General features: G+C 68.1%; 13 protein-coding genes and 1 riboswitch. Of the genes, 2 read left to right on the top strand and 11 right to left on the bottom strand.

The annotated features are described in order from the left end of the window. Positions 1 to 163 precede the first annotated feature (163 nt). Positions 164 to 877, top strand: a complete 714-nt coding sequence (locus CFB50_RS22410) for a riboflavin synthase subunit alpha (RefSeq protein WP_089447299.1) — start codon at positions 164 to 166, stop codon at positions 875 to 877. A gap of 13 nt (positions 878 to 890) precedes the next feature. Here the strand turns inward: CFB50_RS22410 and CFB50_RS22405 are convergent, their stop codons facing one another. The 3 genes from CFB50_RS22405 to CFB50_RS22395 all read right to left on the bottom strand — a co-directional run bounded on the left by CFB50_RS22405 (position 891) and on the right by CFB50_RS22395 (position 4,087). Then, positions 891 to 1,502: a shikimate kinase gene (locus CFB50_RS22405; protein ID WP_256979203.1), complete on the bottom strand. Its 612-nt coding sequence runs from the start codon at positions 1,500 to 1,502 to the stop codon at positions 891 to 893. A 70-nt stretch (positions 1,503 to 1,572) separates the two neighbouring features. Then, positions 1,573 to 2,814 (bottom strand): voltage-gated chloride channel family protein, encoded by a 1,242-nt coding sequence (locus CFB50_RS22400; protein WP_089447297.1) that lies wholly within the window; start codon positions 2,812 to 2,814, stop codon positions 1,573 to 1,575. A 79-nt stretch (positions 2,815 to 2,893) separates the two neighbouring features. Further along, positions 2,894 to 2,997, bottom strand: a riboswitch (Fluoride riboswitch). 70 nt (positions 2,998 to 3,067) lie between these two features. After that, positions 3,068 to 4,087 (bottom strand): chemotaxis response regulator protein-glutamate methylesterase, encoded by a 1,020-nt coding sequence (locus CFB50_RS22395; protein ID WP_089447296.1) that lies wholly within the window; start codon positions 4,085 to 4,087, stop codon positions 3,068 to 3,070. A gap of 92 nt (positions 4,088 to 4,179) precedes the next feature. On the opposite strand from CFB50_RS22395, the gene CFB50_RS22390 reads away from it, so the two are divergent. Further along, a complete protein-coding gene (locus CFB50_RS22390) occupies positions 4,180 to 5,232 on the top strand; it encodes an RNA-guided endonuclease InsQ/TnpB family protein (RefSeq protein ID WP_089447295.1) in 1,053 nt (350 codons plus the stop codon). Positions 5,233 to 5,245: 13 nt separating this feature from the next. On the opposite strand, the gene CFB50_RS22385 is transcribed toward CFB50_RS22390, so the two are convergent. From CFB50_RS22385 to CFB50_RS22345, 8 genes are all read right to left on the bottom strand, one after another. Beyond that, positions 5,246 to 7,555, bottom strand: coding sequence for a hybrid sensor histidine kinase/response regulator (locus tag CFB50_RS22385; protein WP_089447294.1), 2,310 nt, complete (start codon positions 7,553 to 7,555; stop codon positions 5,246 to 5,248). Beyond that, positions 7,552 to 8,259 (bottom strand): chemotaxis protein CheW, encoded by a 708-nt coding sequence (locus CFB50_RS22380; RefSeq protein WP_089447293.1) that lies wholly within the window; start codon positions 8,257 to 8,259, stop codon positions 7,552 to 7,554. Before CFB50_RS22380 ends, CFB50_RS22385 begins: the two co-directional genes overlap by 4 nt. A gap of 45 nt (positions 8,260 to 8,304) precedes the next feature. After that, a complete protein-coding gene (locus tag CFB50_RS22375) occupies positions 8,305 to 9,714 on the bottom strand; it encodes a CheR family methyltransferase (protein WP_089447292.1) in 1,410 nt (469 codons plus the stop codon). Further along, positions 9,711 to 10,223 (bottom strand): chemotaxis protein CheW, encoded by a 513-nt coding sequence (locus tag CFB50_RS22370; protein ID WP_089447291.1) that lies wholly within the window; start codon positions 10,221 to 10,223, stop codon positions 9,711 to 9,713. The genes CFB50_RS22375 and CFB50_RS22370 overlap by 4 nt, the downstream gene beginning before the upstream one ends. Beyond that, complete coding sequence (locus CFB50_RS22365) at positions 10,220 to 11,896, bottom strand: methyl-accepting chemotaxis protein (RefSeq protein WP_089447290.1); 1,677 nt, start codon at positions 11,894 to 11,896, stop codon at positions 10,220 to 10,222. The genes CFB50_RS22370 and CFB50_RS22365 overlap by 4 nt, the downstream gene beginning before the upstream one ends. Positions 11,897 to 12,020: 124 nt before the next feature. Beyond that, positions 12,021 to 13,154 (bottom strand): hybrid sensor histidine kinase/response regulator, encoded by a 1,134-nt coding sequence (locus CFB50_RS22355; RefSeq protein WP_069251012.1) that lies wholly within the window; start codon positions 13,152 to 13,154, stop codon positions 12,021 to 12,023. A gap of 481 nt (positions 13,155 to 13,635) precedes the next feature. Then, on the bottom strand, positions 13,636 to 15,219 hold the full coding sequence (locus CFB50_RS22350) for a Na+/H+ antiporter (protein WP_089447289.1): 1,584 nt from the start codon (positions 15,217 to 15,219) through the stop codon (positions 13,636 to 13,638). Positions 15,220 to 15,470: 251 nt separating this feature from the next. Then, positions 15,471 to 16,904 (bottom strand): aldehyde dehydrogenase family protein, encoded by a 1,434-nt coding sequence (locus CFB50_RS22345; protein ID WP_089447288.1) that lies wholly within the window; start codon positions 16,902 to 16,904, stop codon positions 15,471 to 15,473. Between the last annotated feature and the right edge of the window lie 24 nt (positions 16,905 to 16,928).

The raw sequence follows: 16,928 nt of genomic DNA, 5'->3' as shown, positions 1-16,928 counted from the left end.
CGGCGCGCGTCAGTAAACGGATCCGGATCGAGGCCGTGCCAGGTGCGCGGCCTTTTTTACGTCCGCGCGTCAGGCCTGCCGCCCCGGCGCCGCATGCCGAGGAGTGCCCTTTTCCGGTATCCCTTATCATGTCGACCAGGAAATTTGCGACTAGGGATCGACCATGTTTACAGGAATTGTCCAGGGCGTTGCCAGCATCAAGCGCATCGCCGATCACGGGGAACTGAGAACCTTCAGCATCGAATTCCCGGAGCGCTTTACCGACGATATCGAGATCGGTGCCAGCGTGTCGGTCGACGGCGTCTGCCTGACGGTGACGACCATCCATTCGCCGCAGCTGATCGACTTCGACGTGATGCTGCCGAGCCTGCGCATCACCACGCTGGCCGACCTGACGACCGGCGCCCGGATCAACGTCGAGCGCGCCGCGAAGGACGGCGCGGAGATCGGCGGTCATCCGTTGTCCGGCCACGTGGATTTCACCGGGACCATCCGGCACATCGCAATGTCCGAACACAACCGGATGGTGCGCATCGGCGTGCCGGAGGCGTTCAAGCGCTACGTGTTCGCGAAGGGCTATATCGCGATCAACGGCTGCAGCCTGACGGTGTCCGACGTCAACCGCGACGAAGGCTGGTTCGATGTCTGGCTGATTCCCGAAACGCGCCGCGCGACGACCTTCGATGCGAAGGGCGTCAACGACACGGTCAACATCGAGATCGAGCGCAGCACGCAGGTGGTCGTCGATACGATCCGGGAAGCGGTCAAGGAAACGCTCGGCGAACTGAACGGCGTCGTCATCGCGTTGCTGGCGGAAAAAGGCATCGATATCGAGGAACTGCTGGCGCGGCATGTCGCGCGGCTGCCGAAGCAGTAACGGAGCGGGGGTTTCAGGTCCGTCGCCGAAGCACCGGGATTGGCCGCCCGCCCGCGACCGGATCCGGACGGCCTTCACTCGATGGCATCGACGCCACGATAAAGCTTTCGATGTCGGCCGCCACGTGTTCGGGTGGGCCGTCGCTCGCAAACCGCCTGCAGTTCAAGCGCATGAACGCGGGGAACCGATCGCGGATCTTGCGCATCTCGTCGGCTTCATTCGCATTCAGATACGGCCGGGACATTTGCCGGCCCACGATCAGTTTCGCGCAGCGTTCGAGATTGAACGAAGGCAACAGGAGCGCGGTGAACCGGTCCTCCTCGATGCAATGGCGAAGCGCGGGATAGACCGGCGCGACATCGGCCGGATACAGCATGAAACCGGACGAAACCGCGCAGATCGTGGGCGCCGACATGTCGCGCTTGAGTTGCTCGTACAGCCGGATGTTGTGCGAAGCGTACTCGACATAGCCGCGGTCCCGGATGAAGTCGGCGATGTTCCCGTGCGCGGCCAGGAAGCATTGATCCACGTCGACGAACCGCCAGCTCAGGCGCGCCGCGACGATCGCCCCGACCGTGGTCTTGCCGGCGCCGCCCGGCCCGATCAGATGTACCAGCAACGACACGCCCCCCGTCCGACATCGCATGCGTCACGTTCCCGGAGGAACCGCGACGAACCTGCCTTCTGCGCCCGCATCACTCCGCTTCGGCCTGCGCACCCTTCCCCACCACCACCCGCTGCGCGCGATAAATCCCCGCGTGCCCCGAGAACAGATACGCGACGACACACGCGACGATCGCATACACGCCGATATCCGCGCCGAACAGTTCGATCGCCATGATCGTCGACGCGATCGGCGTATTGGCCGCGCCAGCGAACACCGCGACGAAACCGAGCCCCGCGAGCACGGGCACCGGCAATGCCAGCACCTGGCCGAGCGCGTTGCCGAGGGTCGCGCCGATATAGAACAGCGGCGTCACTTCGCCGCCCTTGAACCCCGACGCGAGCGTGACGACGGTGAACGCGAACTTGCCCGCGAAATCGTAGAGCGGCAACGGGCCATGAAACGCAGCCTCGATCGTCGGGATGCCGAGGCCGAGATACTGCGGCACGTTCAGCGCGGTAGCGGCCGCGGCGACCAGCAGGCCGCCGAGCACCGGCTGCAGCGGCGCATAGCGGACGGCGCGCCTGAACCACGCGGTCAACGCATGCGTCGCAAACGCGAACAAGCGCCCGACCACGCCGAACGCCATGCCCGCGACGACCGTCACGGCCAGCCCCGTCGCCGACACGGCCGGCACGAACGGAATCGCATAGGCCGTGTGATGCACGCCCCACGCGCGGCAGACGACGTCCGCGACGATCGCCGATGCAACGCAGGTCAGCAGCGCGTCGTACCGCACGCGCCCGATCGCGAGCACCTCGAGCCCGAACACGGCGCCCGCGAGCGGCGTGCCGAACACCGATGCGAAACCGGCCGCGATGCCGCCCATCAGCAGCATGCGGCGATGTTCGCGATCGAGACGGAACACCTGCGTGACGCGATCGGCGAGCGCGCCGCCCATCTGCACGGCCGTGCCCTCGCGGCCGGCCGAGCCGCCGAACAGGTGCGTGACGACGGTCGCGACGAGCACGAGCGGCGCCATCCGCTTCGGCACCAGCGCCTTCGGATCGTGAATCTCGTCGATCAGCAGGTTGTTGCCGCGCGCGACGGACTGGCCGAAGCGATGGTAGATCCAGCCGGTCGCGAAACCGGCGGCCGGCAGCCCCCACAGCAGCCACGGATGCGCGACGCGCGTGCCGGTCGCCCAGTCGAGCGCGATCAGAAACAGGGCGGAAGCCGTGCCGGCCAGCGTGCCGAGCAGGGCCGAGAGCGCGAGCCAGCGGCATACATAGCGCACGGTCGCGAGAAGATCGGCAGAAGTCGTGAAAAACATGATTTCCAGATTCGACGGAACATCAAAACCTGGGCGGCAGAAACCCGCATGGACGGCCTGCGACCTCCTGACGACCCAGGAACACGCAGGCATCATCAGCCGGGCTGACCGGCGGTTGAGGGCCGCACCGAGCGCAACGCGCCGAATACGACCGCTGGGAGGCATGCCATCTCCGCTGGCCGCCATTGTACGCGACGCTGCTCACCGCCCGCAATGCGGCCACGGGACAGCATCGCCCGCCCCCAGGACGCCGTCAGTCGCGCAGGGGGCGCGTGATGCGCGAGATCAGCTGGGGCGCGATCCGCTCGAGCGGCAGGATCGCCGACGCCGCGCCGATCGCCGCGGCCGCCTTCGGCATCCCGTAGACGGCGCTGGTCGCCTCGTCCTGCGCGATCGTGTAGCAGCCCTTCGCGCGCATCGCCTTCAGGCCGAGCGCGCCATCGCGCCCCATGCCCGTCAGCAGCACGCCGAACGCCTCGCCCTGCCAGCCGTCGGCGACGCTGTTGAAGAACACGTCGATCGACGGCCGGTACGGCGTCTCGACCGGATACCGCGTATAGCCGAGCACCCCGCGCGGCGACAGGGCCAGGTGATCGTTGGTCGCCGCGAGCAGCACCTCGCCGGCCTGCGGCATGCTGCCTTGCCGCGCGACGCGCACCGGCAGCCGCGTATAGCCGTCGAGCCATTCGGCCATCCCGTACGCGAAGGCCTGGTCGACGTGCTGGACGATCACGATCGCGGCCGGAAAATCGGCCGGCAGCGCGCGCAGCAGCGCGGTGAGCGCGGTCGGGCCGCCCGCCGACGCACCGATCGCGACGAGCGTCGGCTGTCCGCGCGCGGGCGTCGGCCCCGGCGGCACGAGCGCCGCGCTGCGGCTTTCGAGCAGCCGGCCGATCTGGTCGATCTTCGCGAGCAGCGCCTGCGGCGACGCATCGGTCGACAGCCCGAGCGCGAGCGTCGGCGTATCGACCGCGTCGAGCGCGCCGGCGCCCATCGCCTCGTACACCGACGACGTGTTCGCGCTGACGCTCGCCGTCACGATCAGGATCGCGCACGGCGCGCGCGCCATGATCCGGCGCGTCGCGGCGACGCCGTCGACCTTCGGCATCACGAGATCCATCAGCACCACGTCGGGCGGATGCGCGACGCAGAAATCCACCGCCTCGTCGCCGTCGGTCGCGACCCACAGCACGCGATGGTCCGTGCGCAGCGCGATCACGCGGCGCAGCGCCTCCACGGCCAGCGGCAGGTCGTTGACGATGCCGATGTTCATCAGAATTTGCTCCGAGAAACCCCGCCATTGATGGCGGGAAGGAAAGGAATGCTGTTGACAGGCAGCTTCTTCGACGGGTTAGGATCACCGGCATGATCCTTGTCTACCGCTACCGCGTGAAGTCGCTCAACGGACTGCTCAACAAGCAGAGCCGTGCGGTGAACTACGTCTGGAACTTCTGCAACGACACGCAGAAGCACACGCTCAAGTGGAGCAAGAAGTGGCCGACCGGGTTTGATCTGAACGTGCTGACGACGGGGAGCAGCAAGGAACTCGGCATCCACTCCGGCACGATCAACGCGACGTGCGAGCAATATGCGAAGTCGCGCAGCCAACACCGACGCCCTTACCTGCGCTATCGCGGCAGGAAATCGCTGGGCTGGGTGCCGCTGAAGGGCCGTGACCTGAAGCGCGAAGGCGAAGCGTTTCGCTTTGCCGGCAACACGTTTCGCGTGTTCAACAGTCGACCGCTTCCCGGAGGCAAGATCAAGGACGGAACCAACTTTGCGCAGGATGCACGCGGCAACTGGTTTCTCAACATCGTGATCGAGGTGCCCGATGTTCAGGCTCGAGCGATCCGTTCTGGCGTTGGCATCGATCTCGGCCTGAAAGACTTCGCCACACTTTCGACCGGCGAGAGACTGCCTAACGATCGGTTCGGTCGATGCGCGGCCGAGAAGCTCGCGAAAGCGCAGCAGGCGCGAAAGCACAAAAGGCATATCGCGAAACTGCACGCCAAGGTCGCGAATGCGCGTGCCGATTTCCAGCACAAGCTGGCACTCGATCTGGTGCGGCGTTTCGATTACATCGCGGTCGGCAACGTGTCGGCCGCAAAACTCGCCAGAACCAGGATGGCGAAGAGCGTCTACGACGCGTCCTGGTCGTCCCTCCGAAACAAGCTCCGCTACAAAGCGATCGCGCACGGAGTCACGTTTGAGGAAGTCGACGAAAGCGGTTCGACCCAGTCCCGTTCGGCGTGCGGATCGAAAGACAGCACGGCGCGGCCGAAAGGTATCGCAGGACTGAGAATAAGAGAATGGGCCTGCAGTGACTGTGGTGTCGAGCATGATCGTGATATCAACGCTGCGCTGAACATTCTCCGATGCGGACGTGCATCGCCAGGTGTGGGAATCCGCCGCCTTTAGGCGGTGGAGGACGTCAACCGCGCGCGTCCCCGATCAGGTCGTGCACGGCGTCGAGCAACGCCTCGTCGTGGAAGCTGCTCTTCGCGAGGTAGTAGTCGGCGCCCGCATCGAGCCCGCGACGGCGATCCTCGTCGCGATCCTTGTAGGACACGATCATCACCGGCAAGCGCTTGAGCATCGGATCGCCCTTGATCAGCGTGACGAGCTCGATGCCGTCCATGCGCGGCATGTCGACGTCCGTGACGACGAGATCGAACGCGTCGCTGCGCACCGCGTTCCAGCCTTCCATCCCGTCGACCGCGACCGTCACGTCGTAGCCGCGCTTTTCCAGCAGCTTGCGTTCGAGCTCGCGCACCGTCAGCGAATCGTCGACGACGAGCACGCGGCGGCGCCGGTCGGCGAGCGCGAGTTGTGGATCACGCGTGAGCCGCGCGAGCTGCCCGCCGCGCACGAGCTTGTCGACCGAGCGGATCAGGTCCTCGACGTCGACGATCAGCACCGGGTCGCCGTTCTCGAGCAGCGCGCCGGCCGCGATGTTCTGGATCTTGTGCAGGCGGCTGTCGAGCGGCTGCACGACGAGCATCCGCTCGCCGAGGAAGCGGTCGACCGCGACGCCGTACAACTCGGGCTCCGCGCCGACGACCACGACCGCCGTGCTCGTGCGCGCGACGTCGGGCTCGCCCGCGTCGAGCAGCTGGTGCGCGGCGACGAGGCCCGCGCGCCGGCCGTCGAACGGGAAATGCGGCTGCCCTTCGAGCACGTCGATATCGTCGTGCGCGAGTTCGAGCGTGCGGCGCACGTGCGCGAGCGGAAACGCATACGGCTCGCCGCCCACTTCGACGAGCAGGCTGCGGATCACCGACAGTGTGAGCGGCAACTGCAGCACGAAGCGCATGCCCGCGCCCGGCTCGTTGAAGATCCGCACCGCGCCGCGCACGCCGCGCACCATCTCCTGCACCGCGTCGAGCCCGACGCCGCGGCCCGACACGTCGGTCACCGCATCGCGCATCGAAAAGCCCGGCAGCAGCAGGAATTCGAGCAGTTCGGGATCGGACAGCCGCGCGGCCGTCTCGTCGTCGGTCAGGCGCTGGCGCACGACGGCCGCGCGCAGCGCGTCCATGTCGACGCCGGGCCCGTCGTCGATCACGCTGACCAGCAGCGAGCCGGCGCTGTGGCGCGCCTCCAGCGTCACGCTCGCCTCGGCCGGCTTGCCGCGCGCACGGCGTGCGTCCGGCGAATCGACACCGTGATCGATCGCGTTGCGCAGCAGGTGGCCGAGCGGCGCGTCGAGCAGGTCGAGGATGTCGCGGTCGACCTGCGTGCCCTCGCCGACGATCGAGAAACGTACCTGCTTGCCGAGCGAGCGCGCGAGATCGCGGACGATGCGCGGATACGCGCGTGTCGCGTCGCCGAACGGCCGCATCCGGCACTGCAGCGCTTCGTCGTACAACTGCTCGGCGATATGCGTGCTGCGCCGCTCGAAGCGGTCGAATTCGTCCATGCGCTCGGCGAGCGAACGCTGCAGGTCGTTGAGCATGTGCCGCACTTCGTTCATCGACGCGAGCATGCCCGCGTCGAGATCGTCGGCGAATTGTTCGTACATCAAATCGAGCGAGCGGGCCGCGTCGCGCTGTGCGCGCTTCACGCGCAGCATCGACTCGGCGAACGGCTTGAGCCAGCGCGATTCGACCAGCGATTCGCCGGACAGGCTCAGCAGCCGGTTCAGCGTATCCGCACGCACGCGGCGCATCGCACCGGCGCCGGCCACGCGGCCGGCCTGGGCCGGATTGGGCACGCCGCCCGATACGGCAAGCGGCGGCACCGCGGCGCTGGCCCCGACGGGTTCGTTCGCGGCGCCCTCGTGCTCCCGATACGGCACGACCGACGGCGGCACCGGCGGCGGGACCGCGGCCACCGCCTGCATCGTCTGTGCGCCGTCGGCGCCGGTCAGCGCCGCCGCGAACACGTCGATCTCCGTCTGCGTGACGGGCTGCCCCTGCGGATCGCCGACGCGCACCAGCAGATCGACGCCCGCCAGCAGCACGTCGACGTGCGTGGCCGTCAGCGCGATCGTGCCGGCCTGCGCGGCGACGAAGCACTCTTCCATCCGCCCCGCGATGTCGACGCCGAGCGGCACGCCGACGATACGCGCGGCGCCCTTCAGCGAATGCGCGGCGCGCATGCATGCCTCGAGCGCGACGGAATCGGGTTCGCCCGATTCGAGCGCCAGCAGCCGCTCGGACAGCGCCTGGGTCTGCGTGCGCGTCTCCTCGCGATACAGCTCGAGCAGCGACAGGTGGCTCAGGTCGTCATCGCCGCTCATCGCATGCTCCGTGTGACTGCGTCGAACAGACGGTCGTCGTCGAGCAGGCCCACCGACTTGCCGCGCCACGACAGCACGCCGCGCGACAGGCCGGCGCTCGCGCGCCCGACCGTCGCCGGCACGGGCACCCAGTCGGAGGCGCCGAAGCGCAGCACGCCCTCGACTTCGTCGACCGGAAACACGACCGGCTCGCCCTGGTGCGCCGCCACCAGCAGCCGCGTGAAGCGGCCATCGTCACCGCCGTTGCCGCCCTTGCCGGCATCGAGGCCGAGCAGCGCGCCGATCGAGATCGCGATGCGCAGCGTGCCGCGGATGTTGACCACGCCGCGCACGGCCGAATGGCGGCGATGCGGCAGCGAATGAATCGGGCGCGTGCCGGCGATCTCGCGCAGCACGCCGATCGGCAGCGCGAGCCATTCGTCGGCCACGCGGAACGCCAGCGCCGCGTGGTGCGTATCGGCATCGGCGCCGTGCACGTGCGGCGCGCCGGGTGCGCTCATCCGGCGCGTGGCGTCGGCCATCTCGGCGCCGTCGAGCGGGCGCTCGAGCAGCTTCGCCGCGTGATACGCGTACACCGGGCAATTCAGGCAGCGCAGGCAGTCGTTCAGCCGCTCGCACGAGCGGTCGCCGCGCGTGCCGATCCGGTTCCAGCAATCGTCGACGTCGATCGTCGTCTCGTCAATGGCAGCGGCGGCGCGGTTCATGAAGTCCTCTGGTCATCGCGGTGTCGGTCCCAACCCATCGTCTTGTCAGCCGGCCGAGCGCCGTGCGCGCTCGAGCAGCCATTGCGCGCCCGCACGATCGCCGCCGACGTCGAGCAGCGTCGCGAGATGGGTCAGCGCTTCGTGGTGCGTGGGCCGCAGGTACAGCGCCTTCCGGTAGAAGTCGCCGGCTTCCGCGGCGCGTCCGCGCGCGTCCGCGATCAGCCCGTTCAGGTAGAACGCATCGGCATGCGGCCCAACGCGCGCCGAGAACTGCGCGAGCACGCGCTCGGCCTCGTCGAACGCGCCGGCATTCGCCAGCGCCTGCGCATCTTCCAGTGTCGGTGCAGCGCCCTCCGCAACCGGTGCGAGCGGCGCGGCGGGCTCGGCCGCCGTCACCGGCAGGTCACCCCGTGCGTCGAACGCGGCCGCACTCATGGCCGGCGGCGGCGCCGCGAACGGCTGACGCGTGTCGCCGAGCCACGCCGGCGGCGCGACCGCCAGCACCGAGCGCGTCGCCGCGAGCGGCGCGACCGTGAAGCGGTCCGCGCGCCGATACGGCGCTGCCGCCGACAGCGGCGCCGCCGGCCGGGCCGCGAATACGTCGGTCGCCGCACCGGCAGGCTCGCGATGAAACGCGAACGCCAGCGGCACGCGCGCCGAGCGCATCCCGTGCCGCATCGCGACGCCCGTTTCGGCCGGCCCGACGAACAGCATGCCGTCGTCGGCCAGACGCGCGTCGAGCGAGCGGATCACGCGATCCTGCGCGTCGCGATCGAAGTAGATCAGCACGTTGCGGCAGAACACGAAATCGTAGCGAATGCCGGTATCCACGGCCGGTTCGACGAGGTTCGCCTGACTGAACTGCACGCACGCGCGCACGCGCTCGTCGAGCAGCCAGCCGTCGCGGTGCGGCGTGAAGTGCCGCGCGCGAAACTCCGTCGCGGTGCCGCGGAACGCATTGCGCCCGTAGCAGCCGAGCCGCGCGTGCTCGATCGCGCGCGTGCTGAGGTCGATCGCGTCGATCGTGAAGCTGGCCGGGTCGAGCCCCGCGTCGAGCAGCGCCATCGCCGCCGAATACGGCTCCTCGCCCGTCGAGCACGGCGCGCTCAGCACGCGGATCACCCGGCCGGGCAGCGCGGCGAGCCGCTCCGTCGCGAGCCGCGCGAGCGTCGCGAAGGCCTCGCGGTCGCGGAAGAACCACGTCTCGGGCACGACGAACAGCTCGATCAGCGCACGCCGCTCGTCGGCCGATGCGTTGAGCTGCTGCCAGTAGGCGTCGAGCGCGTCCTCCGTGACGGGCGGCCGCGCCGCCGACGGCAGGCGCTCGCCGTCCGCCTGCAGCGCATGCACGCGTTCCGTCAGCGCGCGGGTCAGGAAATCGTTGCCGAGCGAATCGGGGTCGATGCCGGTCTCGCGCAGCAGCCAGCCGCGAAATCGCGATTCGAACTCTTTCATGCGGACTCTCCCCCGTGGCCCGGCAGGCCGTCGAACAGATACAGGCGCGCGACGTCGTCGACCAGGTCGGACACCGATACCTGCTGCACGACGCCATCGGGCGTATTCGCGACGGGCCCGAGCCAGCGCGTGCGCGCGGTCGAGATGCCGCTCGACCGGAACGCCGCGCGGTCGATCCGCATCGTCTGCGTCGCACGCTCGACGATCAGCCCGATCGTGCGCTCGCCGCCCGCTTCGTCCGCGCGGTAGCGGACCATCACGAGCCGCGTCGAGCGCAGCGCATGCGCGCGGCGCCCGAGCGCCAGCATCGGCACGTCGATCACCGGCACCGGCTGGCCGCCGCGCATCAGCAGCCCGGCGATCCATTCAGGTGCGCCGGGCACGGCCTTCGTGACCGCGAGCGGCAGCACCTCGTCGATGCCGGCTGCGTCGAGCGCATAGCGCCCGCCGTCGAGCTCGAACATCAGGAACAGCGCGTGGGCGCCGTTCTGCGGGTCGGCGCGCGTCACGCGTCGACCTTGAAGCGCGACACGCTGGTGCGCAACTGGTTCGCGACGAGCGTCAGGTCGTCGATCGCCTGCGACGACTGGCGCAGCGATTCGGCCGTCTGCTGCGCGGCCTCCGACAGTTGCGACAGCGCCTGCGTGATCTGCTCGGCGCCGTTCGCCTGCGTCTGCATCCCTTCGTTGACCATCTGGAAGCGCGGCGCGAGCGTCTGCACCTCGGCGATGATCTGCGACAGCTGCCCGCCGACCTGCTGCACGTCGAGCATCCCGCGGCGCACTTCCTCGGAGAACTTGTCCATCCCCATCACGCCCGCCGACACCGCCGACTGGATTTCCTTCACCGTCTGCTCGATATCGTAGGTCGCCACCGCCGTCTGGTCGGCGAGGCGGCGGATCTCGGTCGCGACGACCGCGAAGCCGCGGCCGTATTCGCCGGCCTTCTCGGCCTCGATCGCCGCGTTCAGCGACAACAGGTTGGTCTGGTCGGCCACCTTGGTGATCGTCGCGACCACCTGGTTGATGTTCAGCGCCTTCTCGTTGAGGATCGCGAGCTTCGCGTTCACCGAACCGGCCGCGTCCATCACGCTGCGCATCGTCTCGCCCATCCGCGTGAGCCCGCTCTGGCTCACGCCCGCGAGCGTCGCCGACTGCTCGGCCACGCCGGCCACCTCGTTCATCGTGCGCAGCAGGTCGCGCGACGTCGCGAAGATCTCGCGCGAGGTCGCGCCGATCTCGGTCGTCGTGGCTGCGGTTTCGTTCGCGGTCGCCTGCTGCTCGCGCGACGTCGCCGCGATCTCGGCCACCGACGTCGTCACCTGCAGCGACGATTGCTGTGCGCGTGCGACGAGCTCGGTCAGCTCGTCGGCCATCCGGTTGAAGCCCGTCTCGAGCGTGCCGAATTCGTCGCGGCGGCGCAGGTCGAGGCGGCGCGTCAGGTTGCCGGTGCGCATCACGTCGTGCACCTCGACGAGCCGCGCCATCGGGACGGTGACCGAGCGGTACAGCAGGTAGCCGAGTCCGAGCGCGGACAGCAGCATGATCGTCAGCGCGCCGACGAGCACGACCTCGGTGTCCTGTACGGATTCGCGGATCAGCTTCGCGGACTGCTCCGCGAACTTGCGATTCTCCTGCACCAGCACGTTCGCGTTGCGCACGACCTCGGTCCACGCAGGCTGCACTTTCGCGTACGCGGCCACGGCCTCGTCGCGCGATGCGCGGCTCTTCTGCACCGCTTCGTTCAGCAACGGCACGTAGTGATCGTAGGCGCCGCGGAACGCCATGAAGCGCTGCCGGTCGTCGTCGCGGAACGTCGTGTTCTGGTAGTCCACCGACAGCGACTCGACTTCCTTCAGCGCGTCGGCGATCGTCGCGAGATCGTGCTGCGTGGCGTCGGGCCCGGTGTCGACGAAGATCGCGCGTTGCAGCAGCATGAACGATTCGTTGACCGAACCGCGCAGCGACGACGCGAGGTAGACGCCGGGCAGCGAGTCGCGCTCGATGCTGACGGCTTCGGCGTTGATCGCGCGCAGTCGCTCGTACGACACGCCGGCTGTCACCAGCATCAGCACGAACAGCACGCCGAAGCTGAGCAGGATGCGATTGCCGAGCGTCAGCCGGGCAGCGCCGATCGTCGGATGCAGGCTTTCATTGGTCGCGCGGGGCGTCACGGTGGCCATGTTCGTTATGGGCTTTATAAAATCAGCGTTGAAAAAATCCACGCCCGCCTGCGCGCCGGACGGCGCGCCACGAGCACATCAGGGTCTCTCGGGCAGCGCGGCGCCGGCAGGCCGCGCCGCGACATCACCGCTCCGCTTGCGCCGGCAGCCGAAGCGCGACCATGAAGCCGCGCGCCGTATTGCGCATCAGGATCTGGCCGCGATGCCGCGCCGCCGTCGCGCGGACGAACGCGAGCCCGAGGCCGAAGCCGCCGCGCGCCGCGCCATGCGCGGATTCGAGCTGCACGAACGATTCGGTCGCGGCCGTGCGCTGCTCCGGCGCGATTCCCGCGCCGGTGTCCTCGACACCGATCAGCCAGGCGCCGTCCTCGCTGCCCAGCGTGCAGTGCACGTCCGTGCCGGCCGGGCCGTACTTCAGCCCGTTGTCGATCAGGTTCGCGACCGCGCGCGTCAGCATCATGCGGTCGCCCATCGTCACGCATTCGGTATCGGGCACGTGCGCGGCAACCCGGCTGCCGAGCCCGGCCGCCTTCTCCCACAGCTGGTCGACGGCGTCGAGCACGATCTCGTTGAGACTCACGACCTCGTGCGCGCGGCGCTCGGACTGCGCGCGGGTCAGGTGGATGAAGCCGTCGGCCAGCGCGAGCGCGCGCCGCGCATGGCCGGCAATGCGCTCCATGATCGCCGGCATCTCGCCGTGCTCGGTCCGGTAGACATCGAGCAGCGCCAGGATCGACGTCTGCGGCGAACGCATGTCGTGCGACAGGAAATCGAGCGCCTCGTCGCGCTGCCGGGACATCAGGTAAGAATTCGAGTGATAGCGGATTCGGGCAGCCAGCTCCATCGCGTCGGGAAGCTTCACCAGATAGTCGTTCGCGCCAGCGATGAACGCCTCGCGCTTGACGATCGGCTCCTCCTTCGCGGACAGCACGATGATCGGCACGCGAGCGGTGCCGGCGTCCGCGCGCCACGCGCGGACCAGATCGAGGCCGTCGATCTCCGGCATCACGAGATCCTGCAGGATGACTGTCGGCTTCACGTCGCGCGCGACCGCCATCGCCCGGTGCGCGTCGGTGCACACATGCAGGTCGATGTCATGTTCGCTGCGCAGCGCGCGGCGGATCACCTCGCCGACGAACGGTTGATCGTCGACGAGAAGGACCGATAACCCCGATTCAAGACAATCCGAGGCATTATCACCGCTCGATTCTTTCATAAATACAGTTTCAAACGCCGATTCTCCAATCGATTCTTTCATAGGAGTTGTTTATCAGACTTGGGACGCTATCTTATTCCAGCGGTTGAAAAAACCGCCTGATTCCGCCGAATTGGCCTGTCGGCACCGCCTTGCAGGGTTTTGGACGCCGCTTTCTCCCCGTTGGCGACCGTATTACCTCCGCATCCTTTCTCTCAATAAACATAACCGGCTGATTCTAAATGAAATTAGAACACAGCATCTATCTCAATCCGGTTTAGTTTTGCCAAATATGTAGAAAGAGACGGAAACAGTTAAATCGGATCATTTCCGGATTCGAAAGACGATAACGTTTGCGAGACCGGTGCGATAAGGTTTGCATGCGCTGCAAGGCTCGCCGCCGTCGCATTTGAGGGCCGGATGAATATCCGCCCAATCGGCGGGCGCGCGAAAGAAAAAAGCGCGCCGGGCAACGTTTGGCCCGCGCGCGCTTCGGGCCGGCTGACGCCGGCCGCTCGATGGCGAGGTGACGAAGGGGGCGGCCTTACCCGCGCGCGTGCTGCGCGGACACTTCCTGCAGGTCGAGGTCGCGCTCGAGCGCGTGCAGCATCTCATCGTGGATGCGCCCCGAACGGTGCAGGCGCAACAGTTCCGCGCGACCGGCCCGGATCGCGGCCAGCACGACGTCGTAGTGCGCGGCACGCACTTCAGCCGGATACGTCGGCTCGTTCTTCGCCTTTTCCGTCAATTCCGCGCGATACGTGTATTGCTCGAGCAGGCGCGGATGGATCACGACCCCGTTCTCGTCGCGCACGAGCGGCTGGATCGCCGCGAGCTGCGCCGCCTCGACGTACGCCCACGTCTGCGGCTCGGTCAGGTGGTGCGACGCGCGTTCTTCGCGCTGCGGCAGGCGCAGCAGCCGGATCAGCGGCCCGATCGTCGTGCCCTGCAGCAGCACGGTGACGAGGATCACTGCAAACGACGCGACCAGGATCACGTCGCGGCCGGGCATCGCCTCGGGCAGCGACAACGCAATCGCCAGCGTGACGACGCCGCGCATCCCCGCCCAGCTCATGATCGTCGCGGCCTTCCAGTCGGGCGCTTCGCCGCGCCGCGCGATCCCGCGCACCGGCCACTTCAGCGCCTCGACCGCGTAGATCCACACGAAGCGCGACACGATCACCGCCGCCAGCACCGCGAGCATCGGCGGCACCATCGTCGCGAGCACCTGCTCGAAACCGCCGAGCCGGTGGATCGCGCCGCGCAGCGACAGCCCGATCAGCACGAACACCATCGCTTCGAGCAGGAACACGATGACCTGCCAGAACGCGGTGCCGCGCGTGCGCACCGCCGCCGAGAACACCTCGTGCTGATGCCAGCCGACGATCATGCCGGCCGTGACGGTGGCGATCACGCCGGACACTTCGACCATTTCCCCCGCGATGTACGCGATCCAGCCGGCAATCACCGCGACGGTGATCACGAGATAGTCGTCGTCGAGCAGCTTCAGGAACCACACGACGAGCTTGCCGACCGCGAAGCCGACCACCACGCCGCCGAGCCCGAGCTCCGCGAAACCCACGACCGCGTGGCCGAGGCTGAAGGTGCCCGACAGCGCCGCGACGACCGCGAAACGGAACAGCACGAGGCCGGCCGCATCGTTCAGCAGGCTCTCGCCTTCGAGCAGCACCATCAGCCGGCGCGGCAGCGCGACGCGCTCGAGCACGGCCTTCGCTGCCACGGCGTCGGGCGGCGACACGATCGCGCCGAGTGCGAAGCACGCGGCCCACGGCAGCGACGGCGCCACCCAGTGCACGGCGAAGCCGACCGCGAACGTCGTGAACACGACCGCGCCGATCGCGAGCAGCAGGATGCCGCCGACGTTGCGCTTGAACTCCTCCCACACCGAGAAGTACGCGCCGTCCATCAGCAGCGGCGGCAGGAACACCAGCAGCACCAGTTCCGGATCGAGATTGATCGGCGGCAGGCCGGGAATGAACGCGATGCCGATGCCGCCGATCAGCAGCGCGGCCGCGGGCGGTAACCGCAGCCGCTTGGCGATGCATTCGAGCGCGACGATCGCGAGAAATGACAATAAAACCAGCTTGAATGCCGAGACGGGGGACATGAATCGACCTCGTGAAGAATGAATTCGCGCTTTCCGGTGTCGTACCCCGGTCGGCAGTTTCGCGCGATTACATCACGAGGCGAGGCCCGCAGTCGAGCGCGCTCGGGCCGCCCGCCGGTCGCGGCGGTCGCGGCGGTCACGGTGCGGCCCGGCGCCGGCCCAAGGTGCGCGGCACCATGAAAAACGGCACGCGGGCTGGCCCGATCGCCCGCCCGCGTGCCGTCCGCGGCACCGCGCCGCCTGCCTGCGCGTTACCGGCGCCGCACGACCATCAGCCGCGGCTCGGTCATGTCCTCGATCGCGTAGCGGATCCCTTCGCGGCCGAGGCCCGAATCCTTCACGCCGCCGTACGGCATGTTGTCGACGCGGAACGACGGCACGTCGTTGATCACGACGCCGCCGACCTCCAGCTCGTCCCACGCGCGCTGCGCATGCGCGAGCGAATCGGTGAACACGCCGGCCTGCAGCCCGAAGTCGCTGTCGTTCACGCGCGCGAGCGCATCGTCGAACCGGTCGAACTTCTCGAGGATCGCGACGGGGCCGAATGCCTCCTTCCGGTACAGGTCCTGCTCGTGCCCGACGTTTTCCAGCAGCGTCGCCTCGAACATCGCGCCATCGACCTTGCCGCCCGCGACGATCTTCGCGCCCGCCGCGACGGCCGCGTCCATCCAGCCCGACAGCCGGCGCGATTCGGATTCGGAGATCATCGGGCCGACGAACGTCGACGGATCCTTCGGGTCGCCCATCTTCAGCGAACGCGTCTTCGCGATCAGCTTGTCGCGCAACGCGTCGTACAGGTCGGCATGCACGAGGATCCGCTGCACGCCGATGCAGCTCTGGCCCGACTGGTAATACGCGCCGAACGCAAGACGCTCGACCACGTAGTCGAGCTGGTCGCGCTGGTCCGCATCGACGATCGCGGCCGCGTTGCCGCCGAGCTCCAGCACGACTTTCTTCTTGCCGGCCTTCTCCTTCAGCGCCCAGCCGACGGCCGGCGAACCCGTGAACGACAGCAGCTTGAAACGCTCGTCGGTCGTGAACAGGTCGGCGCCGTCGCGATGCGCGGGCAGCACCGAGAACGCGCCTTTGGGCAAGTCGGTTTCCGCGAGCACCTCGCCGATGATCAGCGCGCCGATCGGCGTGCGGCTCGCCGGCTTCAGCACGAACGGACAGCCGGCCGCGAGCGCGGGCGCGACCTTGTGCGCGGCGAGATTCAGCGGGAAGTTGAACGGCGAGATGAACGAGCACGGGCCGACCGGCACGCGCTTCGTGTAGCCCGTGTAGCCCTGCGCACGCGCGGAGATCTCGAGGTTGATGATTTCGCCGTCGATACGCACCGATTCCTCGGACGCCACGCGGAACGTGTCGATCAGCCGCGTCACTTCGCCCTTCGAATCGTTGATCGGCTTGCCGGCCTCGATGCACAGCGCCTCGGCCAGCTCGTCGAAGCGCTCGCGAAAGCGCGCGACGCAATGATCGAGCACGGCCTGCCGCTTGTAGGCCGGCAGCTCGCGCATCGGCTTCGCGGCATCGACCGCCGCGCCGATCGCCGCGTCGATGGCCTTCGCGTCGGCCAGCGCGACGCGTGTCGCGACCTTGCCGCTGAACTTGTCCGTCACGTCCAGATCGGTGTTCGCGTAGACGGCTTCGTTGGCGAGGTAGTACGGATAGGTTTCCTTCAACATGGAACGACTCCTTCCTGTGAACGT

Source organism: Burkholderia sp. AU33423, assembly GCF_002223135.1.
Taxonomy (GTDB): Bacteria; Pseudomonadota; Gammaproteobacteria; order Burkholderiales; family Burkholderiaceae; genus Burkholderia; species Burkholderia lata_D.
This window is presented reverse-complemented; position numbering and strand designations above follow the sequence as displayed.